Here is a 23495-nt window from a genome sequence, read left to right as displayed (position 1 = left end):
ACGCTTGCATTGATCCAGGTCTAATCTAATCATCCACTTGATTGATACCCGGAATGAATCAATGTTCGACCTGGCGCAGCTGCGCTGCTTCACCACCCTGGCCGCCGAACTGAACTTCCGCCGCGCCGCCGAACGCCTGCACATGACCCAGCCCCCGCTGAGCCGGCAGATTCAGCTGCTCGAGCATCAGTTGGGCGTCACGCTGTTCACCCGCAGTACCCGCTCTGTTGCATTGACAGCGGCCGGTCGCGCCTTTTTCGTAGAAGCCCAGGCTCTGCTCGATCAGGCCCACCGCGCGGCACAGAGCGCCCGACTGGCAGCCATCGGTGAAAGCGGTTCGCTGAACATCAGCTTCGTCGCCAGCGCGGTGTATGACGTACTGCCGCGCGCGATCACCACTGCCAAGCGTGAACGCCCTGGCGTGGACATCGCGCTGCTGGAAATGAGCACCTTCGAACAGGTGCAGGCACTGCGCGCCAGGCGTGTTGACCTGGCCATCGTGCGGGCGCCCTTGCAGCAAACGGGGCTGATCAGCGAATGCCTGTTGCGCGAGCCCTTCGTGCTGGCCGCGCCTGCCGAACATCCGCTGGCGCAGCACGAACGGCCGACCCTGGAGATGCTCCACGGCCAGCCATTCATCCTTTATGCACATACCGCCTGGCAGCCCTTCAACGAACTTCACACCGGCCTGTTTCGCGCCAGGGGCATCCAGCCGGAATTCGTGCAGTCGCTGGGCTCGACCCTGACCATCCTGTCGCTGGTCAACGCGGGCATGGGGCTGGCGCTGGTGCCACGTAGCGCCAGCGCCATTCGCTTCGAGCAGGTGCGGTTCCGTGAGCTGTCGCTACCTACAGGCGTGTGCGGCGAGCTGCATCTGCTCTGGCGCGATGACAACGACAACCCCGCACTGCCGGCGGTGATCGAAGCCGTGCGCCAGGCTGCCCGCGACATCTATCCGCAGAGCTGAAGATCAGCCGCGCTTGCCAATCTCCGCCTGCTGCACCGTCCAGCCGGCGACCTGTTCGCTCAGGCTCAGCCCAAGGCCAGGACGGGTCGGCACCAGCATGCGCCCGTCGCGAATTTCCAGGCGCTCGTTGAACAGCGGCTCCAGCCACTCGAAATGCTCGACCCAGGGCTCGCGCGTATGGCTGGCGGCCAGGTGCACGTGCAGCTCCATGGCGAAGTGCGGCGCCAGGGTCATGCCGGCCTGCTCGGCCAGGGTCTGCACGCGCAGATACGGAGTGATGCCGCCTACGCGCGGCGCATCGGGCATGAGGAAATCGGCGCCGCGCTGGCGGATGAACTCCCAGTGCTCGGCCGGGCTGGTGAGCATCTCGCCGGTGGCGATCGGCGTATCGAACTGACGCACCAGCTCGGCATGGCCTTCGGCGTCGTAGCAGTCCAGCGGCTCCTCGATCCAGATCAGGTCGAAGGGCTCCAGGCGCCGGCACATGCGCCGTGCGGTCGGGCGATCCCATTGCTGGTTGGCATCGACCATCAGCGGAAAACCCTCGCCCAGATGCTTACGCACCGTGCTGACGCGGTGGATATCCAGTGCCCAGTCGGGTTGGCCGACCTTGAGCTTGATCCCGCCGATGCCCTTTTCGCGGGAGATATCGGTATTTTTCAGCAGCTGGTCGAGCGGTGTATGCAGGAAGCCGCCAGAGGTGTTGTAGCAGCGCACCGAATCGCGATGACTGCCGAGCAGGCGCGCCAGCGACAAACCGCTGCGCCGTGCCTTGAGGTCCCACAAGGCAACGTCGAAGGCGCCGATAGCCTGGCTCGCCAGGCCGCTGCGGCCGACCGATGCGCCGGCCCAGCACAGTTTGTCCCACAGCTTGGCGATATCGCTGGGGTTCTCACCGATCAGGTTCGGCGCCATTTCCAGGGCATGGGCGAACTGGCCGGGACCACCGGCACGCTTGGAGTAGCTGAAGCCCAGGCCACGGTGGCCGTCACGGGTCTCGACTTCAGCGATCAGGATGGCGATCTCGGTCATCGGCTTCTGCCGGCCGGTCAGTACCTTGGCATCACTAATCGGGTTGGCCAGCGGCAGCGTCACGGAGCGCAGGCTCAGCCAGGCAATGCGGTCGTCGTCGGCGGATGGGGCGGCGTTATCGGTCATGACTGCTTCCTCGTGATGACTCGGCGCCCCTCTCGGGCCGCCGAAAATGGGCAACCCGAGCCAGATTATGATGATTGCGCAATCATTCAAGCGTTGGTATTCACCGACACCAGGCGCATCCCGGCATCGTGACAAGTCGTCTAGACCTTTCACAAATCTGCAACATTCGCCCACTAGGCTGAGCGCGTCCCGCCACGCCTGGCTTCCGAGGCACCCCCATCATGTTTTTGCAAAAATCCCTGCGCGCGCAGATTCTCGCCCTGCTCGGCGGCAGTCTGGCACTGATCCTGATTACCGCCCTGGCCTGCTTCAGCTTCCTTTCCAGCGGCATCCAGTCTTACCGTGGCCTTCTCGATGGTCCGCTGGAGTCCTCGCGACTGATCGATGCGGCCAACGTCGAATTCAAGATCCAGGTACAGGAATGGAAGAACATACTGCTGCGTGGCCAGGACAACGCCAGCCTGCAACGCTACTGGAGCCAGTTCGAAGCGCAGGAACGCAAGGTGCAGGAGATTCTCGGCCAGCTCGCTCAGGTCGCCGCTGCCGACCCGGCGCTGAGGAACCAGGTCGAGCGCCTGCGCAGCGAACACCAGGCCCTCGGCGCCAACTACCGCAAGGGCCGCGATGCCTTCGTCAGCGCCGGCGCCGATGCCAGGGCCGGCGATGAGGCCGTAAAAGGCATCGACCGCGCCGCCAGCGAGCAGATGAGCGCGCTGGTCGAGCAGTTGCGCCAGAACAGCCTGAGCCAGGCCGAACAAATCAACGCCAGCGCCGCCCGTACCATTTTCAGCGGCACCGTGCTGATGCTGGTCGCCGCGCTGATCATTGCCCTGTTCAGCCTGTGGCTGGTCAACCGCAACCTGATCATCCCCATTCGCCACCTGATTGGCCACGTCGACCAGCTCAGCCATGGGCAGTTCGGCCAGCGCGTGGAAAGTACCCGCCAGGACGAGCTGGGCCTGCTGGCGCGTGCGGCCAACACCCTGCGTGACTTTCTCGCCAGTACCACCGAGCGCCTGCACCAGAGCACGCAGAACCTCGACAGTGCCAGCAGCGAGCTCAACGCCATCGCCTCGCGCATGACCGAAGGCGTCAGCGAGCAGTTCGAACGCACCGATCAGGTCGCCACCGCCATGCACGAGATGTCCGCCACCGCTCAGGAAGTGGCGCGCCACGCCGCCGATGCCGCGCACGCGGCCAACGACGCCGACGACTCGGCGCGCCAGGGCAGCACGGTGATGCAATCGACCATCGCCACCATCACCGACATCCGCGGCGAGATTGCCAGTACGGCGGAAGTGATCCGTCGCCTGGAAAGCGACAGCGGGCGCATCGGCAAGGTGCTGGAAGTGATTCGCGGCATCGCCGAACAGACCAACCTGCTCGCTCTCAATGCCGCCATCGAGGCCGCGCGCGCCGGCGAGCAGGGACGCGGCTTCGCCGTAGTCGCCGACGAGGTGCGCCACCTCGCCCAACGCACGGCCGAATCCACCGCCGAGATCAACCAGATCATCGACACCGTGCAGACCGGCGCCCTGAATGCCGTGCGCGCCATCGAGAGCGGCCAGCAGCGCAGCGAACAGGGTGTCACCCAGGTCACCGAAGCCGGCGCCATGCTGCAGCGCATCACCGAGGCGGTAGAGGCCATTCGCGACATGAACCAGCAGATCGCCACGGCTGCCGAGGAACAGACCTCGGTGGCCGAGGACATCTCGCGCAACCTCACCGAGCTGACCGCTATCGCCAGCGCCAATCAGGACAACGTGGAACGCACGCAGATGGCCAGCCGCAACCTGCACGACATGTCCGGACAATTGGGCGAGGTGACCCGTCGTCTAGGTGCCTAGGGCAGCAGCGACCCGACATGATCAGCAGGGCAGCACCGGCAGCCTCGCCCTGCCCTGCGTTGGCGCTCGGGTGAGCCGCGTGCTCACCTTCACAGCCCTCACCCGGGTATTGCCCAATACCTGAGCGCAGAATGCGCGCTGCACAGTGGCTCCGCGCCGCAAGCGGTGGCACCTTCACAAGGCAAACGACAAAAGGTCGCAATTAGTCCTTGCTATTTATGTAATAGGAATTATTCTCAGTTACGTAACGACGGCCAAGGAGACCTGCCATGACCTACCTGATTGATGCCTGGCTGGACCGCCCGCATCCCTACCTGCGCATCCTCAACCGCGAAACCGGCGAAGTCTGCGCCATGCTCGAAGAAGAAGCCCTGGACGAGCTGCGCGACCAGGGCGACCTGGACCTGCAGGAACTGAACTCCAGTGAGCCCGTCGTGCTCAAGGAACTGGTGCGCAGCCTGTTCCTGTACTGCTACGCACGGGCCTTGCGGCCGTCCTAAAGACAAAACGGCCCCCTGCAATGCAAGGGGCCGCTCGATCGTAGGGTGGACGACGCTTCACCCGTCCACCGTCGCCGTGGTGGACAAGAACAGCGTTGTCCACCCTACGACTTACCTACGCATTTCGCTTACAGGATATCGAGCAGCTCGACATCGAACACCAGCACGCTGTGCGGCGGAATGCTGCCGACGCCTTGAGCACCGTAGGCCAGCTCGCTCGGCACGTGCAGGCGCCATTTGCTGCCGGTGCCCATCAGTTGCAGGGCCTCGACCCAGCCCGGAATCACGCCGCCGACCGGAAACTCAGCCGGCTGGCCGCGCTCGTAGGAGCTGTCGAATACGGTGCCGTCGATCAGGGTGCCATGGTAGTGGGTACGTACCTGGTCCTCGGCGGACGGCTTGGCGCCCTCGCCTGCGACCAGTACTTCGTACTGCAGGCCGGACGGCAGCACGGTCACGCCTTCACGTTTGGCGTTCTCGGCCAGATAGGCACGGCCTTCGCCGGCAGCGGCTTCGGCCTTGGCAGCCGCCTCGGCCTGCATGATTTCGCGGATGACCTTGAAGCTTGCGCCCAGCTCGGCCTCGGATACGCGGCTGGCCTGGCCCGTGAAGGCGTCGGTCAGACCGGCGAGGATGGCATTGAGGTCGATGCCGGGCGGCGGGTTGTCGCGCAACTGACCACCGAGTTGACGACCGATGCCGTAGCTGACGCGACCCTCATCGGAGGACAGATCGGGGCTGAAGTTGAATTCGGACATGAAAAGGCTCCGCTAGGGGCTATGAAAAAGGCCGGCCAGCCTAGCACAGAAGCCAGGTCACGGCAGCGCGCCCTTGCCTGTCACGGCTGAAGTCCCTCCCACAACCGTAAGCCGAACACGCCTGCAGCGGGACGCGCTTTAGCGGCGACAGCCTCGTATCTATGGTGAGTTGCGCCCACGCCGACAGCGCTCGGAGCAGTAACGCACCTCGTCCCAGCAGCGTGCCCACTTCTTACGCCAGGCGAATGGCAAGCCGCAGACCAAGCAGGTCTTCACCGGTAACTGGGCCTTCTTCACAGCATTTCCCCGGCATCGAGACGGGCCAGCAGGTGCTCGCCCCACTCCCACAGCGCCTGCTGCTTGGCCTCGTTCATGCGCGCCAGGTTGCGGTAGACCATGCCCATGCGCGGGTTATGTTCCAGCGGCTCACGGTGACGCATGAGGAAATGCCAGTACAGCGCGTTGAACGGGCAGGCCGACTCGCCGGTGCTCTCACTCACCTTGTAGCTGCAGCTCTGGCAATGGTTGGACATGCGCTTGATGTACTGGCCGCTGGCGCAATAGGGCTTGGAACCGAGATAGCCGCCGTCGGCGTGCATCACCATGCCCAGGGTGTTGGGCAGCTCCACCCAGTCGAAGGCGTCCATGTACACGGCCAGGTACCAGTCGCAGATCACCTTGGGCGCGATGCCGGCGAGCAAGGCGAAGTTGCCGGTGACCATGAGCCGCTGGATATGGTGGGCGTAGGCATGCTCGAGGGTCTGACCGATGGCCTGGCGCATGCAGTTCATGCGCGTCCGGCCGGTCCAGTAGAACTCGGGCAGCGCCCGTGAATTGCCGAAACGGTTGCCTTCGGCGTACTCAGGCATGCGCAGCCAGTAGATGCCGCGCACGTATTCGCGCCAGCCGATCAGTTGGCGAATGAAACCTTCGGCTGCGTTCAGAGGCACGTCGCCTGCGCGATAGGCCGCCTCGACCTCGGCGCAGATGCGCCGCAGATCGAGCAGGCCGATATTCAGCGCGGCGCTGATGCGCGAGTGAAAGAGAAAAGGCTCGTCGTCGGCCATGGCGTCCTGATAGTCGCCAAAATCCGCCAGGCCATGGGCGAGAAAATGCTGCCAGAGACGCTCGGCCTGCTCGGCAGTGACCGGGTAATCGAAACCGTCCAGGCTGCCGTAGTGATCGGCGAAACGCCGCGATACCAGCTCCAGCACCTCGGTCGTGATCGCATCCGCCTCGATACGCAGCGGCGCAGGCGGGTGCACGCCCTTGGGCAAGGCCTTGCGGTTGTCGGCATCGAAGTTCCAGGCACCGCCCTCGGGGGTGCCATCGGGGTTGAGCAGCAGGCCACTGGTGCGGCGCATCTCGCGGTAGAAGAACTCCATGCGCAGTTGCTTGCGATCCTTCGCCCAGGCGGCGAAGGCCTCGCGCGAACAGAGAAAGCGGCCATCCCGATGCCAGTGTATCGGCACGCCACAGTGGCGTAACGCCTGTTCCAGACGCCAGTCACCACACTCGGTCAGATGCACTTCGGCGGGGTTGAGCTGTTGCGTCCAGCGCTGCAGCTCACCGGGCAAGGATCCGCTGTTATGAGGATCGTCCAGAGCCACGTAGTGCACCTGCACGCCCTGCGCGCGCAGGGCCTCGGCGAAATGGCGCATGGCGCTGAAAATCAGGGCGATCTTCTTCGGGTGATGCGGCACATGGCTGGCCTCCTCCATCACCTCGGCCAACAGCACATGATCCCGCTGCGGGTCGATATCCTCCAGGGCACCGAGGCCGGGCGTGAGCTGGTCGCCAAGAATCAGGATCAGGCGGCGCACGCCGCCGTCGATATCGGAGGCCATCTGCTGCGCTGTCACCAGCCGGAGCGAAACGCGATGGGCACGCGTAGGCTGTTGGCGGCCGAGGGCATGCCACACATCTCGTCGTGTACCGAGCTGTGTACCAGGAAGAACGGCAGCGTCGGCGTTTCCTGCAGCACATCGCGCGCATGCTCGACCGATCGCAGGCTCAGCGTACTGCCGTGTTCGTTGAGAATCGGATGCGCACGCCCGTCCATCCGCGCTTCGAGCAAGTAGATGCCCCCTTCGAGCGAGATCAGATTGAGTTCATCGATGCGCCCGGCCTGGGCGTGAGTGGCCAGATCCTGCAGATTCATTTTGAGCTTTCTCCTGCCATTAACTATACAAGAACCTATACAAAATAGATTCTTGTACAATAAAGAAAAAGCTCAAGCCCAGAAAGCAAAACGCCCGTCCTATCCGGACGGGCGGTCTTCAGCCAGCCAGGGTCAATCGTGCTTGGTCAGCTTGTCCAGATAGCCCATGGCGAATGCCGAGGCCACGAAGGTCATGTGGATGATCACGTACCACATCAGATGGTCCGTTTCGTAGTTGCGTGCATCCATGAAAACCCGCAGCAGGTGGATCGAGGAAATGGCCACGATCGAGGCCGCCACCTTCATCTTCAACGAGCTGGAGTCCATCTTGCCCAGCCAGCTGAGTTTCTCCTTGCTGTCATCGATATCCAGTTGCGAAACGAAGTTCTCGTAGCCGGAGATCATCACCATGACCAGCAAGCCACCCACCAGGGCCATGTCGATCAGCGACAGCAGCACCAGAATCAGGTCGGACTCTGCCATGGCGAACACATTCGGCAGGATATGAAAGACTTCCTGGAAGAATTTCAGCGCCAGCGCCAGCAAACCCAGAGAAAGACCAAAGTAGATCGGCGCCAGCAGCCAACGCGATGCGTACATGGCGTTTTCGATAAAGCGTTCCATGGAAGACTCACTGAAGGAAGGGAGAAAATCGCGGCGAGTATACCCATCGGCCTGCATCAGCAGAAGCGCCCCGCGTATTGTGGATAACCCCCAGCACCAGGCCTGCGCTGCGACCGTTCCCGGGCGCTCTGCTTGGGACGATTCAGCTATGCCCGTCAGTCTCGGGCTGACTGTGGAATGCGCCGAACGGACTGCTGCGTTCGCCGCTGACGCGGCGCAATTCGGCCTGCATATGCAAACGCCAGATGGGCGGTTCGCTGCATTCGACATAGCCCTGCAAGGCCAGGCTTTCGGCAATCGAGTCAAGCACGCCTTCTGCGACAAGAGGCCCATAGAACGGGCCTTGCGCCTTGATCGCAGAGGGCTGCGCGCCTGTCATACCGGCAGCGCAAAGCAGTATCCAGCGTCCGTTGTGACCGGCCATCGGCCGAACCACGCATTCGATGCGCGTGACCAGGCCCAGGCATTGGCGGGTGAGGCAGAGGCTGCGCGACATGGCGGCGACCCTCGCGGAATCCAGGCTCCAGCCTACACCCCGAGCGCCCGCACTGTGAAGCCAAAGTTATCCACGCAATCTGTGGATAACTCTGTGCATGAGGCGTTAGCAACAAGACCGGTGCGCCTGTCCCGGGCAATCCGGGACAATCGTGCAAGTTCTGATCAGCTTGCGACGTCGCCCTCGCCTTTCTTGCGTCGTGGCGTCTTGGCCGGCTTGGCGGCCGCTGCCTCGGCCTCGGCTTTCGCCTTCTCCTCGGCAGGCTTGCCTTCCTCTTCCAGGCCGATCTCGGCGATATCGCGCAGGCGCTCGACTACACGGGCGTTGACGCTGCCCTTGGGGAAACGCCCTTTCTCGTCCGGGTGTCCGGCCGCCTCGCCGACCAGCAGGCTCAGCGCCTCGTCGACATGGCGCACGGCATAGACGTTGAACTGCCCGTCTCGCACCGCCTGCAACACGCGCTCGTCGAGCATCAGGTTGGCGACGTTGGAATGCGGGATGATCACCCCCTGCTCGCCGGTCAGGCCACGCGCCTCGCACAGGCGGAAGAAGCCTTCGATCTTCTCGTTGACGCCGCCGACCGCCTGCACTTCGCCGAACTGGTTGATCGAGCCGGTGATGGCGAAGCACTGCTTGAGCGGCGTGCGCGACAGCGCCGAAATCAGTGTGCAGACCTCGCCGAGCGAGGCGCTGTCACCGTCGACGTAACCGTAGGACTGCTCCAGGGCGATGCTCGCGGAAATCTCCAGGGGAAATTCCTGGGCGTAGCGGCTGCCGAGGAAACCGGTGAGGATCATCACGCCCTTGGAGTGGATCGGCTGACCGAGGCTGACCTCGCGCTCGATATCGACGATGCCGCTGCCTCCCGGATACACCGTGGCGGAAATCCGCGCCGGCACACCGAAGGCCGAGTCGCCGACTTCCAGCACGGTCAGGCCGTTGCACTTACCGACGGCGGCGCCGCTGGTGTCGATGAGGATGATGCCGGCCAGCATGTCGTCGATGATCCGCGCCGACACACGCCCGGTGCGCGTAGCCTTGGCCTTGAGCGCGCGCTCGATATGGCCGACGTCGGTGATCTTCTCGCCGGCCAGCTGGCGAATGAAATCGGCCTCGCTGACCAGCTGGAACAGATCCCCGATACGCGCCGACAGGCGCCCCTGGTGTTCGGCCAGACGTGCGCTGTAGGTGGCCAGGCGTGCCACCGCAGCGCCGGTCATGGGCGCCATGCCCTCCTCCGAGGTACGCGTCTTCATCAACTGGGCGAACTGCTCCAGGCTGTCTTCGGCGAGCGGGATGTCCTCGTCGAAGTCGACCAGAACGCGGAACATCTCCTGAAAGTCCGGATCGTGATCCTGCAGCGCGTAATACAGCTGCCGCGAGCCGATGATGATGACCTTCAGCTGCAGCGGGATGACCTGCGGGTTGAGCGTGACGGTGGCGATGCGGCCGAGATCGCCCAGCGGCGACTCCATCTTCAACTGGCGCGAATGCAGGGCGCGCTTGAGCGCCTCCCAGACGAAGGGCTCGCCAAGCAGTTTTTCCGCCTCGACCACCAGATAACCGCCATTGGCGCGGTGCAGCGCACCCGGGCGCAACTGGCGGTAGCTGGTGTACAGCGCCCCCTGATCGGAGCTGTACTCGATGCGGCCGAACAGGTTGTCGTAGGTCGGGTGCGACTCGAACACCACCGGCGCACCGCCATTGGCATGGTGACCGACCACCAGGCTCGGGCAGTACATTTCTTCCAGCAGCTTGCGCAGTTGCGGATCAGCCTTGTCGACATCCACCAGCTGCTCGACGGCAGTTTTCAGCAGGTTGATCTGCATCGCCTGCAGGTAGGCGCAGACGCCGGCGTTCTCGGCATACTTCTCCGACAGCGGCGCCAACAGTGGCTGCAAGGCGACGGTGATGGTCTCTTCATTGAGCTGACGCAGCAGGTTGCTCGATTCACGCTTCCACTGCGGCAGGCTGGCCAGCTCCTCGTTGAGGCGCTCTTCCAGCGCGGCGATATCGGCGTGGAAGCGCTCGCGGTCGGCTTCCGGCAACTGGGCGAACTCGGCCTCGTCCAGCGCCTTGCCGTCGGCCATCGGGGTGAAGGCGATGTTGGTGCTGTCGCGGTACAGGGCCACGCCCTTCTCCAGCGACAGACGCTCGATCACGTCCAGCGCCTGGTCGTAGCGCTTGTTGAAGCCGCGGTCGATGGCGCTCTTCTTCTGCTGGTAGGTCGGCGTTTCGAACACCGCCGGAAAGGTGGCCAGCAGGTTGTCGATCAGCTGATTGATATCGGCGATGAAGTCGCTCGCCGTACCGGCTGGCAGCTCCAGCGCACGCGGCTCGCGCGGCTCGTCGAAATGGTTGACGTAGACCCGGTCGGCCGGTGTTTCCATACGCTTGGCTTCGGCCTTGAGGTAGCGCTGGACGAAGGAGAAGCGCCCGGTGCCGGGCTCGCCCATGACGAACACGTTATAGCCGGGACGCGGCATGGCCACGCCAAATTGCAGGGCCTCGACTGCGCGGGCCTGGCCGAGCACGCCACGGAAAGGTTCGAGGTCATCGGTGCTGCTGAAGTTGAACTGCTCGGGGGCGAAGGGGCGGGTCAGAGATTCGGGGGCAAGGCGCAAAGCATCGAGGCTACGCTTGGACATTGGCGATCCTTTATAGCGGGCGGACGTTCCGCAAAAACATGGGCTGATTCTGGGCCTGTGGCACAAGCAGGATCAAGGCTTGATTCAAGGCAATGCGCAAAATCGATGCCGGGATAATCTGTCTTGTAGCCATCAAGCCTGCAAACGACAGGCGCCACCCTCGGGAACCTTGCCTATGAGTGCCTTCCAGGAAATCGCCGCCCTGCTCAGCCTGTCCGCGCTGCTGGGCATGCTCGCCGTCAGGCTGCGCCAGCCATTGATCATCGCCTATATCCTGGTCGGCATCATCGCCGGCCCGGCGGTGATGAATCTGGCGGGTGATCACAGCTCGATCAGTCTGTTGTCGGAAATCGGCATCACGGTACTGTTGTTCGTCGTCGGCCTGAAACTGGATATGCACCTGGTGCGCACGCTGGGCCCGGTGGCTCTGGCCACCGGTCTGGGGCAACTGAGCTTCACCATCGTCGCCGGCCTGATCCTGTGTCGTCTGCTGGGCCTGGACTGGGCGAGTGCCGGCTACGTGGCCGTGGCGCTGACCTTTTCCAGCACCATCATCATCGTCAAACTGCTGTCGGACAAAGGCGAAATCGATTCACTGCACGGCCGCATCGCCATGGGCTTTCTCATCGTGCAGGACATCGCCGTGGTGCTGGCCATGCTGGTCATCAGCCTGTATCAGCCAAGCCACGGCACCCACGAGGGGTTATCCCCGCTGGCGCTGATCGGCGCCCTGCTGGCCAGCCTGGCGCTGCTCTATCTGCTGGTACGCTTTGCCCTGCCACGCCTGCTGGCGCCCATGGCCCGCTCGCCCGAACTGCTGATGCTAGTGGCTATCGCCTGGGGTACGTTGTTGGCCGGGGGCGCCGAGGCCCTGGGGCTGTCCAAGGAACTGGGCGCATTCATCGCGGGTTTCTGCCTGGCCTCGACGCCATTGCGTGAAGCCATCGCCAGCCGCCTGACCAGTCTGCGCGACTTTCTTCTGCTGTTCTTCTTCCTGCACCTGGGTATTCAGCTGGACTTCACCTATCTGCACCAACAGATCGGCAGCGCGTTGCTGCTGTCGCTGTTCGTGCTGATCGGCAACCCGCTGATCGTGATGGCCATCATGGGCGCGATGGGCTACCGCAAGCGCACCGGTTTCATGGCCGGGCTAACCGTGGCTCAGATCAGCGAGTTCTCCATCATCTTCGTCGCCATGGGCATCAGCCTCGGCCATGTGGGCGGGGCAGCGCTGGGCCTGACAACGCTGGTGGGGATCATCACCATCACCCTGTCCACCTACATGATTCTCTACTCGCAGCCGCTGTTCGAGCGCCTTTCCCCCTGGCTTGGCATATTCGAGCGGCGCGTCGCCCACCGCGAAAACGCCGAAGACAATGCTCCTGAGCAGGCCCAACCTGAGGTCATCGTCTACGGCCTGGGCCGCTACGGCCGCCAGCTGGCGCATCGCCTGCAGGATGGCGGCCTGCGCGTGCTGGGGGTGGACTTCGATCCGCAGGCCCTGGCCAGCGCCCGGCAGGCGGGGCTGGCGGTATGCTACGGCGATGCCGAAGACGCCGATTTCATCGCCCACCTGCCATTGCAGCAGGCGCGTGCTCTGGTCAGCACCATCCCGCAACGCGAGGTCAATGCCATCCTCCTGCGCGCCGCACGCAGTAGCGGCTTCCGTGGCAACGTCACCCTCAGCGCATTCCGCGAGGGCGACCTGGAAGCCTTCACCCGTGCCGGCGCCGCCAGCGTGCTGCAGCCTTACATCGATGCCGCCGAGTCGGCGGCGCGCAGGGTCCAGGAGGAGATCGGTCAGACGCCTGCCTGAGCGGCCTCAGAACTCGCCGCGCAGGGTCAGAGCGAAGTTGCGCGGCTCGCCATAGTAGTAGTTGGCGCCCGTGATGCCGATCTTCTCGTAGTAGTACTTGTCGAACAGGTTGTTGGCATTGAACTGCGCCGAGTAATGGGCGTTGAAGCGATAGGCGAGCACGGCGTTGTAGATCGCGTAGCCCGCCTGCTCGGCGCGAGCGCTGCCGGCGGCGTTGGTGGCGTAGATATCGCTCTGCGCCTGCACGCCACCACCCACCGTCCAGTTGGCGAACTGACCCGGCAGCTTGTAGGTGGTGAACAAACGCAGCAGGTGCTTCGGGTCGGTGGTGCGCAGTGCATTACCCTGGTTGTTGGCGGTGTCCTTCAGGTACTCGGTGGTGGTGTAGGTGTAACCCCCACCCACCTGCCAGCCCGGCAGCACTTCACCCGATATTTCCAGCTCGACACCTTCGCTACGGCTCTTGCCAGCAGCGGTCTTGCAGTAGCCGCTGGGATAGTACGGCAGGCACTGCTGCACGCCGTTGGTGATGGACGGGTCGTCCAGCGCCTTGCCGATCAGGTTGGTGCGGAACAGGGCAACCGAACTGTTCAGGCGCCCGTCGTAGAACTCGCCCTTGAGGCCTAGCTCATACACCTCGCCCGTCATCGGCTCGAGTACCGAACCGGTGGCATCGAACGCGGCCTGCGGGGCGAAGATCTCGGTGTAGCTGGTATAGGCACTGATGTTGTCGGTCAGGTCGTAGATCAAGGCCGCGTAGGGAACGACCTCACGGGTGACCTTGTAGTCTCCGGTGGTGCTGGTGAGATTCTCGAAGTCGTACCAGTTCAGACGCGCACCGATGATGGCGGTCAGCGGGTCGGCCAGTGACAGGTTGAGACTGGCATAGGTGGCCTTCTGAGTGGTGATGGCGTGCGCCTGTGGGTTCACCTGGGCACCGGTGCGCTCCTTGTTCACAGCCGATGGGTTCCAGTTGCGCACGTCCACTCCTCGTGCGTTGTAGCCCCACACGGACTCGACGCCGATGGCATCGGCCTCGTTCCATTCGGCGCCCAGCGTCAGCCGGTGTTCGCGCCCCAGCAACTGGAACGGACCGTCCAGTACCGCAGCGACGTTGCTGTAGTTGGTCCGGCCACCGCCATCGTTGAAGTTGTAGTTCACGTCCCACAGATAGGGATTGGTAGCGCCCGCCGTTCTCGCCAGCGAGGTTTGCTGGAAACCATGATCCTTGTATGCCAGACGGCTGCGGTTGGCGTTCAGCTTCAGATTCCAGTCATTGTCGAAGGTATGCTCCAGTTCGGCGAAAGCATGGGTGTTGGTGCGGTCCCAGCGAGCCCAGTTGGCACCAAGGAAGGTCGAGCGGGAAAACGACAACGGCGAGCCGTCGAAATCGGGGACCAGCCCGCCCCATGCGCCAGTGGCATCGATCTCGCTGTACTCGAGCCCGCCGGTCACCGTGGTGCGATCGCTCAGGTCGGCGGCCAGTACCGTGTAGAGCACGTTCTTGCGCTCCATGCGGGTGTCCTGGAAGAAATCCTTGTCATCGTGTACCGCGATCACCCGCCCACGGATGTTGCCGCCTTCGGTCAGCGGCCCGGAGATATCCGCCACGTAACGATTGGCATCCCATGAACCGAGGGTATAACTGGCCGAGCCCTGGAAATCACGTGTCGGACGCTTGCGAACCATGTTCACGATACCGGACGGGTTGCCCGAGCCACGCAGCATGCCACTGGCGCCACGCAACACTTCCACATGATCGAGGGTGGCTACATCCGGCTGGATGAAGTTGCCACTGCGCCAATCGACATTGATGGTCGAACCATCGAACTGCAGGGCATCGATCTGATAGCCGCGCGAGTAGTAGTTGACTCGCTCGCTGTCGGTCTGGTCCACCACCACGCCGGGCGTCTGCTGCAGCATCTGCTTGAGGTTGGTGAGGTTCTGATCCTTCATCCGCTGTTCGGTCAGTACCGTCACCGATTGCGGCGTACGCCGCAGCGATTGCGGCGTCTTGCCGATGCTCACGCTGCCGGTGGTGTAGGAGCCGCTACCCTCGGTTACGCCGCCCAGCCGGCTGCCGATCACGCTGCTTGAGCCCAGGTCCAGAGCATCGCCACTGCCGGCCAGCGGCACCAGCACGAACGAGCCGGGTGACTGCGCCTGGCTACGCAGGCCGCTGCCTTGCAGCAGGGTGTCCAGCGCCTGTTGCAGGCCCACTTCGGCGTCGATCCCGGGGCTTAGCTTGTCACTGACGTCCGCTTCGCTGTAGGACAGACTGATACCCGCCTGGCGCGCCAGCTGATCCAGCGCATCGACCAGCGGCCCGGGAGCGATCCGCCAGTGCTGACGCTGCTCGCTGACAGGCAGGTCATCCGCGGCCCAGCCGGGGCCTGCCGCTGCGCCCAGAGCCAAACCAAGGATCGCCGCGCGCAGGGCACCGGCCAGGGGAGAAACTGAAGCGGTCATCACATACTCCATGTCGAGATCAGCAGAGTGGCCTGTCGTCGGCCTTCTCTTACTGGTCGAACGAAATGAGAATCCACCTCAGTTATTTTTTCGATTAACCGTCAGGCTTTGCCACTGACCGTCACCCAGTAATCGGTGCGGTAGTCGATATGGATGGGCAGCGTGCTGCCGAGCAGCGCCAGCACCCGATCGGTATCGCCCAGCTGGAAGGTGCCGGAGACACGGAGCTGCGCCACTTCATCGCGGCAGTACAGAAGGCCGCGGCGATAGCGCGACAGCTCGGCGAGGAAGGCACGCAGCGGCATGCCGCGCGCACTGAGTACACCATCGCTCCAGCCCCAGGGATCGAGGCCGTTATCAGCCGCCGGGCGGATGGCCAGCCCATCGAACTGCACGCGCTCGCCCGCGGCGACGATCGCCGAAGCTCCGGCCACGGTCAGCGCCACCTGACCGTCGCGCACCGCCAGCAGGCTGCCGCCGGCCTCCTCCTGACGCAGCAGGAAGCGCCCCTGCCCCCGCAACGAACCATCGCGCGCGCTGAGCTGCAGCGGGCGCGGGCCGGCCTCGGCCAGCAACTCGCCGTAGAACAGTTCGATGCGCCGGCGTGCCAGATCGACATCCAGCGCCGTGGCGCTGTTCATCTGCACGCTGATATCGTCGCCCAGCGCCAGGTGGCGCCGCTCGCCGACGCCACTGCGATAGTCGGCCATCAACCCTGGCAGCGCCTGCGTTCGCGCTCCGGCCCAGCCGAGCATGCCGATGCCAGCGCACAACCCCAGTAGTTTGAGGCCCTGGCGACGGCTCATGCGCCGGCTGGCGCCCTCCAGGGTGCTGCGACTCAACGCCGGCGGCAGGTTGGCAAAGCGCTCGCTGGCCTGGTTGACGCGCTGCCAGGCCAGCGCATGCTCCGGCGCAGCGGCCAGCCAGCGCTCGAAACGCTCGAGGGTCTGCGCGTCCGGCTGGTTGTACTGCAGTTGCACCAGCCAGGCGATGCCCTGCTCGACCGGGTCGTCAGTACGGCTCATGGCAGCTCCGATAGCAGGCCATCAGCGCCTTGGCCAGATCGCGCTCGACCGTGGCCCGCGACATGCCGATACGCTCGGCGATCTGCGGGCAGGTCAGGCCATCGAGCTGGGCCAGCAGGAACACCTGGCGCACCCGCGGCTTCAGCCCGTCGAGCAGGCGGTCGAGCTGTTCCAGGGTTTCCAGCAGCAGCAGGCGCTCTTCCTCGGACGGCGCTTGCGCCTCGTCGAAATGGCTGATGCTTTCCAGATAGGCCTGCTCCAGTGCCCGCCGCCGATACTGGTCGATCATCAGACCACGGGCGACGCTGCCCAGATAGGCACGCGGATTGAGCAACAGGCCGCTCGGCTTGCCGCTGCGCAGCAGGCGCACGAACACGTCCTGAGCCAGGTCGGCAGCGTTGTCGCGGCAGCCGACACGCCGGCTGATCCAGCCGTGCAGCCAGGAGCGGTGTTCACGGTAAAGCTGGTCGAGGGCCGTGTCGGCAGCCGAGGAATCGCGGGACATGAGGCGGCAGAAAATCAATTGATAATACTTCTCAATTTATCCTTTCGTCGCAGCACCTGCAATCCCGCGCCGGTAACGCCTCAGAACTCGGGACTCATCATGCCCACGCAGCTCAGGCAACACTCGGCAACCGGCAGAGCGGCCAGGCGCGCCGCCTCGATCGGCTCGCCACAGCACAGGCATTCGCCATAACGCCCTTCGGCCAGGCGCTGCTGGGCCTGGCGCACCAGCAGCAGGCCTTGCTCGGCCTCGGCCAGTAGGGCTTCGAGCACCTCGTCGTTTTGCCGCTGCTGCGCCTGCTCGGCGCCGTTGGCCGGGTGCCTGCGCTCGAGGCAGCGGGCAATCGCCTCGGCGCGGGTGGTGTATTCGTGCAACAGCGCGTCCAGCACATCACGGTGAGCCATGATCAACCTCCTTGCCTATCAACGGTGCTCAGTGTGACGCGCAGCGCCAAGCCCATGACTGACGCCAGTCAGCACTTGCGCAAAATGTCTTGCTCGACTGCCTTGACACCGGTCGGCAGGCTGGCCAAAGCTCGCCCATCGCCATGACCAGAAGAACAGCGACCTTGAAACGGACATTCGCCGTCCTCGCCCTGAGCCTCAGCCTCCCCCTGCATGCCGCCACGGCCGAACGTCTGGCCAACGATCCCTACTGGATCGCCCTCGGCCACTACGAAACCGGCAAGCTCGGAGGTTGGCGCAGCTATGTCGACGACGAGGATTTCTTTCTCGCCGAAGATGGCGACAGCAACCCGTCCGCCGAATTGCAGGCGACCCTCGAGGCGCTGTACCAGCCTGCCGAACTGGGCGACCGCCACCCGCAGTGCGTGTACCCGGCGCGCACGCGCTGGCTCAAGGCCCAGTTGCAGCTCGACGACCTACCCAGCCCCGACTGCGCCGAGTACCGAGAGTGGATCGCCGACGTCAATCCGCACAGCACGGTGCTGGTGTTCCCGGCCGCCTATCTGAACAGCCCGTCATCGATGTTCGGTCACACCCTGCTGCGCATCGATCAGCCCGACATCGACAGCCACAACACCGCGCTGCTCAGCTACGCGCTGAACTTCGGTGCCTTCATCGAAGGTAACGACAACAGCATCCTCTACGCCTGGCGCGGGCTGATGGGCGGCTACCCGGGCCTGTTCGCCCTGGTGCCGTACCGCGAGAAACTCAGCGAGTACAACCGTCTGGAAAACCGCGACCTGTGGGAGTACCGCCTGAACCTGACGGCAGAAGAAACCACGCGCATGGTCGAGCACGTCTGGGAACTCAAGCAGATCCGCTTCGACTATTTCTTCTTTGACGAGAACTGCTCCTACCGCCTGCTCGAGCTGCTGGAAATCGCCCGCCCCGGCATCAAACTGACCGAGCACTTTCCGCTTACCGCCATCCCGACCGACACCGTGCGCGCCGTCAAGGACGCCGGGCTGGTGGAACGCATCGACTATCGCCCTTCGCGTGAGCGCGAGCTGCTGGCGCGCGCCGAACCGCTGGACAATGACGAACAGAGCTGGGTGCTGCGCCTGAGCGAAGATCCGACCCAGCTCGAGAATGCCAATTTTCTCACCCTTCCGGCTGAACGGCGTGCGCTGATCCAGGACGCCGCCTTTCGCCTGGTGCGCTATCACGCCAACGACGAAGAACGCAGCAGCAACGCCCAGCGCAGCTTCCAGCTGCTTGGCGCGATCAACCGTAACCCGCCACCACCGTTGAAGGTCGAGCGCCCGCCGTTGCCCGAGGAAGGCCACGAATCACGCACCTGGCAACTGGCCGGCGGCAGCCGTGATGATCGCGCCTTCGCCGAATACGGCCTGCGCATGGCCTACCATGACCTGAACGACAACCTCGCCGGTTTCCCGCTGGGTGCACAGATCGAGATATTCCAGCTCAAGCTACGCCAGTACGAGAACAACCACTGGCAGTTGCAGCGCCTGGACCTGGCCAACATCCGCTCGCTGACACCGCGCAACGACCTGCTCCAGCCACTGTCCTGGCAGGTTGGCGGTGGCCTGGAGCGGGTACTCGGCGAGGACGGCGATAGCCGCTTGGTCGGCCATATCAGCGGTGGCGCCGGTGCCACCTGGCAGTTGCACGACGACCTGCTCGGCTTCGCCCTCGGCACGGCGCGACTGGAATACAACGAGGACTTTGCCGCCGTCGTCTCTCCCGCCCTGGGTTTCAACAGCGGCCTGCTGTGGCGCAACCCGCTGGGCAACCTGACGCTGGAGGCAGCCGGCGACTACTTCCATAACGGCGAAGTGCGCCGTCGCCTGTCGCTCAACCAGCAATGGGAAATGTCGCGCAACCTTGGCCTGCGCCTGAGCGCCCAGCGCGAGTTCAGCCAGATCGCCAGCCCGGTCAACGAGGTGAAGCTGGAGCTGCGCTGGTATCACTACTGAACGCCAGCAGGCAGACGACAGGCTTCTATACTGAAATTCCCGCTGCCCGTTTCAGGAGAGTCATCATGCGTCGCACACTCATGTTTCTCGCCGCCGCCCTGATCAGCCTGCCGCTGTGGGCCATGCACTGTCCACAGGACATGGCCAAGATCGATGCGCTGCTGCAAAGCGATCCGCCTGCCGATCCTGATGTGCTGGCCAGGGTCAAGGAACTGCGCGCCGAGGGCGAGGCGCTGCACAAGGCTGGCGATCACAGCGAGTCGGTCAAGGTACTCGGCGAAGCGCTGGACCTGCTCTCCGCCAGCGAATAAGCACAGCGGCCTCAGAAACCGCTGTAGAGCAGGCTCAGCGCCACCTGCCTGACTTCCTGCAGATCCACCGGCTTGCTCAGGCAGGCGGAGGCGCCGCGCGCTCTGGCATCCTCGAACAGGCGATCATCGGCTACCGCGCTGATCACTATTACCGGCACGCCCCGTAAACGCGGCTCGGCGCGCATGGCGTCGAGTACCTCCAGCCCGTTACCGTCAGGCAGGTCGATATCCAGCAACACCAGCGCGGGTTCGCTGTCGTGCAGTTCGGCCAACGCCCGCTGGCAGGAACTCACACCGCGGACCTCGGCGAATTCTCGCAGCGATGCCTGCAGGATCTTCATGCAGGCCGGATGATCCTCCACGCACAGCACCTGTACCAGGCTGCGTGCCTCTTGCGCCGGCACCTCGACCGCTTCATCGCGAGCGCCTTCAGGACTGGCAGCACTGGGTATGTCCAGCCAGAAGCGGCTGCCCACGCCGGGCTCACTGCGCACACCGATCTCACCATCCATCAGCGTGGCCAGCTCGCGACACAGCACCAAACCGATCCCGGTACCGGGGATATTGGAACTCTCGCGACCGAGACGCTGAAATGGCTGAAACAGCTGTGCCAGCTGCTCGCGCGACAGGCCCGGCCCGGTATCGTCGACCCACAAGCGCACGCAATCGGCGCGCACCTCGTAGCCCAGGCGAATCATGCCGCGCGGGCTGTTGTACTTGATCGCGTTGGAAAGCAGATTGAGCAGGATCTGCCGCACCCGACGCGGATCACCCTGCACGAACAACGGCGGGTCGGCCGCCTCCATGACCTGCAACTGCAGCTGTTTCTGCTGCACTTCGGGCTGCACCAGCTCGGCACAGCCGCTGAGCAGCGCGCCGATTTCGATCGGTTGCAGTTGCAGCTGCTGGCGCCGGCTTTCGATACTCGACAGGTCGAGAATATCGTCCACCAGCGAGGTGAGGTGACGGCTGGCGTTGACGATTTCGCGCGAGTAGTCGGTCTCCAGTTTGGCGTCGGGCTTTTCCTGCGCCTCCATCTCGATCAATTGGGCGAATCCATGGATGGCATTTAGCGGCGTACGCAACTCGTGACTCATGCTCGACAGGAAACGACTCTTGGCCTGACTGGCGGCCAGCGCCTCGAGGCTGGCATGGCGCAGCTCGTCCTGCACCTGCTTGAGCCGGGTGATGTCGACATGCGTACCGGCGATGCGTAGCGGCCAGCCGCTGTCGTCACGCGACAGGACCTTGCCTCGACTGAGCAGCCAGACGTACTCGCCGCGGCAATCGAGATAGCGATACTCGGCGTCGAAATATTCCTCGCCGTTGTCGGCAAAGAGCTTGCGCAGGTGGCGCAGGCGCTCCAGATCATCGGGGTGTACGCGCTGGTTGAACTCGCTCAGCGTCAGGTGGCTCGCCCCCAGGCCAAAACGCCGTACGAAGCGCTCGCTGAGATCGATGGTGAGATCACGGGTGTCGATCTGCCAGAGGCTTTCGGTGGTGCTCTCCAGCACCAGCTGCAGGATGCTTTGCGCCTCCAGCCGCTCATGCTCACTGGCCTTGAGCTGTTTGCCGGCCTGCTGCACGGCCTCGGCCAGGCGACTGACCTCGGCGATGCGACTGTCCGGTGCGGTGGGCAGGTACTTACCCTGCCCCAGACTGGCGGCCATGTCGACGATGCCGTCGATAGGCTCGGCCAACTGATTGCTCAGGTTGCGCGAGCGCAGCCACATCAGGGCAAAGAACAACAGATAGAACGCAGCCAGACCAGCGATCAGCAGGTAGCCGATGTGCATGTAACGCTCGGCCAGCTGGTTGGTGTCATGGAAGATCTGCTCTTCATCCACCACCAGCAGCAAGCGCCAGCCGGTCTGCGGAATCTCGCTCCAGGCCACCAGTTGCTTGCGTCCGCCGAGCACCACCTCCTGAACGTTGCCGTTGCCCTCGTTCATCGCCTGCAGCAACGGCGCCATGCCCTCGCGCTTGGCCAGGTTGAAGTCCTCGGGCTTGAGCACCTCACGGCGCACGGCCTCATCGTAGGAATACTGGGTCAGCTCGCGTAGGCCGAAATCCAGCTCGCCAGCCTTCGGCAGCGCCATGATGTTGTGATCATGACTGACCAGCATCGCGTAGCCGTGCCACGGTACGTTGAGCTCGGCAATCTCGCCCAGTACCTGGCCTACGGTCACGTCCAGGCCGACCACCCCTTCGAGAAAATCATCGCGATACACTGGCGCGATGGCCGACAGCATCCAGCCGAGACCGGCCGGATCGAGGTACACCTCGGTCCACATGACCTTGCGCTGCGGGTTGTGCTGAGCATCGGCGAGGTAATAAAAGTTGTAATCGGGTATCACCATGTCATGGGGATACTGCGCGGGCGTATCGAACCAGGGGTAGATGCGGTTGTAGCTGTCCCAGGTATTGAAATACAGCGCAGCCACCAGGGGGTTGGACGTCTGGATCGAACGCATCAGCGGGTCGATCTGCGACAGGCGCATGACCTTGGCGTGATCCTGCTGCGCCAGAGGCGTGCTGTTGGCATAGAAGGACGCGGCCCGCCCGTCATCGCTGCGGGTGTAGAACACGCCGCTCTCAGTCACCGCATGACGCTGGCGTTCGAGCGCATCGGCCTGGAAATCGGTATCAAGCAGCGCCTCATGCGTTGCATCGCGAAAAACCTGTACCAACGACTCGATGGAGCGCAGGCGCCCGTCGATGACCTGTCCCTCACGCAACGCGGCGCTGGCCAGATCCTTCACGGCGGTCTCCTGCAAATGCCCGACCTGCGCGTCACGAATCGCCTGGTTACTTAGCAGATACACCGCAATAAGCACCGACTCCACGAGAATCAGCGGGATCAGCGCGCTTTGTACGAACGCTCGCCAGATCCACTGACGCAAGGGGTAGCGGCTAGAACTCGGCATTACGGCTCCTTTCCAGAGGTCGCGGGCAGACGCGAAGGGCCATCATAGCTTCCCGAGACGGAATCCGCAGTCGACGCTGAGGAACCTTTGGCGTAGACTCCGCGTCCTAGCTGTAACCACAAAAGTTTTGGGGCCGATTAGGATTCGACGCCGGTAGCGAAACTTGAGGGGCATGCCGAGTAGGTGACAGTTCTCGTAAATCCGCTGCCACAATTTCATAGTTGCCAACGACGACAACTACGCTCTGGCCGCCTAAGGGCGCCAGCTGACCCTAGGGGATGCCTGTAAACCCGAAGATCTGGTCAGTCATATAGAACAGGATCGCCGCCAAGTTCGCTGCAGACGTAACGGCTAAAACTCATGCAGCTCGCTCCAAGCACCCTGCCACTCGGGCGGCGCGGAGTTAACTCAGTAGAGATGGCTAAGCATGTAGAACCAATAGCGGAGAGCTGGCGGACGGGGGTTCAAATCCCCCCGGCTCCACCAATTGAAGCAAGCATAAACCCCTGACTTTCCTAGAGAATCTCAGGGGTTTTGTGTTTTCAGGGATAGCGATGTCCCGAAACTGTTACAAGGCGGAATCAAACCCTTGTGAGCTGGCGGTGACGCTTCCGGTGGTCAGGAATAACCACGTCCAACTCGCTCTGACAGTGGCGCCCGTCACGGCCAAAGGCGGTCAGCAGCCTGACCTGTCGGTGATCAAGGCCAGCGCCGAGGCGAATGGGGCCAGACGCACGGCCAGCGGTCTGCCGATGGCGGCGCCGCTCCATGTTGAGCGGCTGCAAAGGAACGCGAAGAAAGAAGCAGTCTCTCAAGGAAAATGACGAGCTGCCCGCCGCCGGTCCGGCGCTCGCCCATAGTCCAAGACCAAGCAAGACAGGC

At 63.6% G+C, this 23495-nt stretch carries 20 protein-coding genes and 1 other RNA gene; 8 read left to right on the top strand and 13 right to left on the bottom strand.

What is annotated here, in order from left to right:
* Window positions 1-61: 61 nt before the first annotated feature.
* The gene (locus GYB81_RS02035) at window positions 62-967 is read left to right on the top strand and encodes a LysR family transcriptional regulator (protein WP_161864587.1); all 906 of its coding nucleotides are present in this window, start codon (window positions 62-64) and stop codon (window positions 965-967) included.
* Between the two features lie 3 nt (window positions 968-970).
* Here GYB81_RS02035 and GYB81_RS02030 read toward each other — a convergent pair whose 3' ends face one another.
* Window positions 971-2125: an L-talarate/galactarate dehydratase gene (locus tag GYB81_RS02030; protein WP_161864588.1), complete on the bottom strand. Its 1155-nt coding sequence runs from the start codon at window positions 2123-2125 to the stop codon at window positions 971-973.
* Window positions 2126-2346: 221 nt separating this feature from the next.
* On the opposite strand from GYB81_RS02030, the gene GYB81_RS02025 reads away from it, so the two are divergent.
* The gene (locus GYB81_RS02025) at window positions 2347-3972 is read left to right on the top strand and encodes a methyl-accepting chemotaxis protein (RefSeq protein ID WP_161864589.1); all 1626 of its coding nucleotides are present in this window, start codon (window positions 2347-2349) and stop codon (window positions 3970-3972) included.
* Window positions 3973-4241: 269 nt separating this feature from the next.
* Window positions 4242-4472: a PA4570 family protein gene (locus tag GYB81_RS02020; protein WP_161864590.1), complete on the top strand. Its 231-nt coding sequence runs from the start codon at window positions 4242-4244 to the stop codon at window positions 4470-4472.
* 128 nt (window positions 4473-4600) lie between these two features.
* Here GYB81_RS02020 and bamJ read toward each other — a convergent pair whose 3' ends face one another.
* The 7 genes from bamJ to GYB81_RS01985 all read right to left on the bottom strand — a co-directional run bounded on the left by bamJ (window position 4601) and on the right by GYB81_RS01985 (window position 11159).
* Window positions 4601-5230, bottom strand: coding sequence for a BamJ family beta-barrel-assembly machinery protein (gene bamJ, locus GYB81_RS02015; RefSeq protein ID WP_161864591.1), 630 nt, complete (start codon window positions 5228-5230; stop codon window positions 4601-4603).
* Window positions 5231-5389: 159 nt separating this feature from the next.
* Window positions 5390-5527 carry a DUF2256 domain-containing protein gene (locus GYB81_RS02010; RefSeq protein ID WP_161864592.1) on the bottom strand — a complete coding sequence of 46 codons (138 nt, stop codon included), beginning with the start codon at window positions 5525-5527 and terminating at the stop codon, window positions 5390-5392.
* Complete coding sequence (locus GYB81_RS02005) at window positions 5524-7077, bottom strand: cryptochrome/photolyase family protein (RefSeq protein WP_161864593.1); 1554 nt, start codon at window positions 7075-7077, stop codon at window positions 5524-5526. Before GYB81_RS02005 ends, GYB81_RS02010 begins: the two co-directional genes overlap by 4 nt.
* Before the next feature lie 11 nt (window positions 7078-7088).
* Entirely contained in the window at window positions 7089-7391 is a 303-nt protein-coding gene (locus GYB81_RS02000) for a DUF6482 family protein (protein WP_161864594.1), read from the bottom strand.
* 132 nt (window positions 7392-7523) lie between these two features.
* The gene (locus GYB81_RS01995; RefSeq protein WP_161864595.1) at window positions 7524-8015 is read right to left on the bottom strand and encodes a TIGR00645 family protein; all 492 of its coding nucleotides are present in this window, start codon (window positions 8013-8015) and stop codon (window positions 7524-7526) included.
* A 142-nt stretch (window positions 8016-8157) separates the two neighbouring features.
* Window positions 8158-8511 carry a PA4575 family protein gene (locus GYB81_RS01990; RefSeq protein WP_161864596.1) on the bottom strand — a complete coding sequence of 118 codons (354 nt, stop codon included), beginning with the start codon at window positions 8509-8511 and terminating at the stop codon, window positions 8158-8160.
* A 164-nt stretch (window positions 8512-8675) separates the two neighbouring features.
* On the bottom strand, window positions 8676-11159 hold the full coding sequence (locus tag GYB81_RS01985; protein WP_161864597.1) for a Lon protease family protein: 2484 nt from the start codon (window positions 11157-11159) through the stop codon (window positions 8676-8678).
* A 175-nt stretch (window positions 11160-11334) separates the two neighbouring features.
* Here GYB81_RS01985 and GYB81_RS01980 point away from each other — a divergent pair, with 175 nt between their 5' ends.
* Window positions 11335-12975 (top strand): cation:proton antiporter, encoded by a 1641-nt coding sequence (locus GYB81_RS01980; protein WP_161864598.1) that lies wholly within the window; start codon window positions 11335-11337, stop codon window positions 12973-12975.
* A 6-nt stretch (window positions 12976-12981) separates the two neighbouring features.
* Here GYB81_RS01980 and GYB81_RS01975 read toward each other — a convergent pair whose 3' ends face one another.
* From GYB81_RS01975 to GYB81_RS01960, 4 genes are all read right to left on the bottom strand, one after another.
* Window positions 12982-15444 (bottom strand): TonB-dependent siderophore receptor, encoded by a 2463-nt coding sequence (locus GYB81_RS01975; protein WP_233787464.1) that lies wholly within the window; start codon window positions 15442-15444, stop codon window positions 12982-12984.
* Window positions 15445-15545: 101 nt separating this feature from the next.
* A complete protein-coding gene (locus tag GYB81_RS01970; RefSeq protein ID WP_161864600.1) occupies window positions 15546-16469 on the bottom strand; it encodes a DUF4880 domain-containing protein in 924 nt (307 codons plus the stop codon).
* The gene (locus GYB81_RS01965; protein WP_161864601.1) at window positions 16456-16974 is read right to left on the bottom strand and encodes a sigma-70 family RNA polymerase sigma factor; all 519 of its coding nucleotides are present in this window, start codon (window positions 16972-16974) and stop codon (window positions 16456-16458) included. The genes GYB81_RS01970 and GYB81_RS01965 overlap by 14 nt, the downstream gene beginning before the upstream one ends.
* A gap of 80 nt (window positions 16975-17054) precedes the next feature.
* Window positions 17055-17378, bottom strand: coding sequence for a TraR/DksA family transcriptional regulator (locus GYB81_RS01960; RefSeq protein ID WP_161864602.1), 324 nt, complete (start codon window positions 17376-17378; stop codon window positions 17055-17057).
* 164 nt (window positions 17379-17542) lie between these two features.
* Here GYB81_RS01960 and GYB81_RS01955 point away from each other — a divergent pair, with 164 nt between their 5' ends.
* Window positions 17543-19375: an Lnb N-terminal periplasmic domain-containing protein gene (locus tag GYB81_RS01955; RefSeq protein WP_438810695.1), complete on the top strand. Its 1833-nt coding sequence runs from the start codon at window positions 17543-17545 to the stop codon at window positions 19373-19375.
* Window positions 19376-19440: 65 nt separating this feature from the next.
* Window positions 19441-19686: a PA2433 domain-containing protein gene (locus GYB81_RS01950; RefSeq protein WP_161864604.1), complete on the top strand. Its 246-nt coding sequence runs from the start codon at window positions 19441-19443 to the stop codon at window positions 19684-19686.
* 11 nt (window positions 19687-19697) lie between these two features.
* Here the strand turns inward: GYB81_RS01950 and GYB81_RS01945 are convergent, their stop codons facing one another.
* Window positions 19698-22613: a hybrid sensor histidine kinase/response regulator gene (locus GYB81_RS01945; protein WP_161864605.1), complete on the bottom strand. Its 2916-nt coding sequence runs from the start codon at window positions 22611-22613 to the stop codon at window positions 19698-19700.
* Between the two features lie 129 nt (window positions 22614-22742).
* Between GYB81_RS01945 and ssrA the strand changes: the two genes are divergently transcribed.
* Together ssrA and GYB81_RS01935 are read left to right on the top strand one after the other, a co-directional pair.
* Window positions 22743-23099: a transfer-messenger RNA gene (gene ssrA / locus GYB81_RS01940) on the top strand.
* Between the two features lie 68 nt (window positions 23100-23167).
* Window positions 23168-23437: a hypothetical protein gene (locus tag GYB81_RS01935; protein WP_161864606.1), complete on the top strand. Its 270-nt coding sequence runs from the start codon at window positions 23168-23170 to the stop codon at window positions 23435-23437.
* Window positions 23438-23495 lie beyond the last annotated feature (58 nt).

This window comes from Pseudomonas yangonensis (genome assembly GCF_009932725.1).
GTDB lineage: Bacteria > Pseudomonadota > Gammaproteobacteria > Pseudomonadales > Pseudomonadaceae > Aquipseudomonas > Aquipseudomonas yangonensis.
This window is presented reverse-complemented; position numbering and strand designations above follow the sequence as displayed.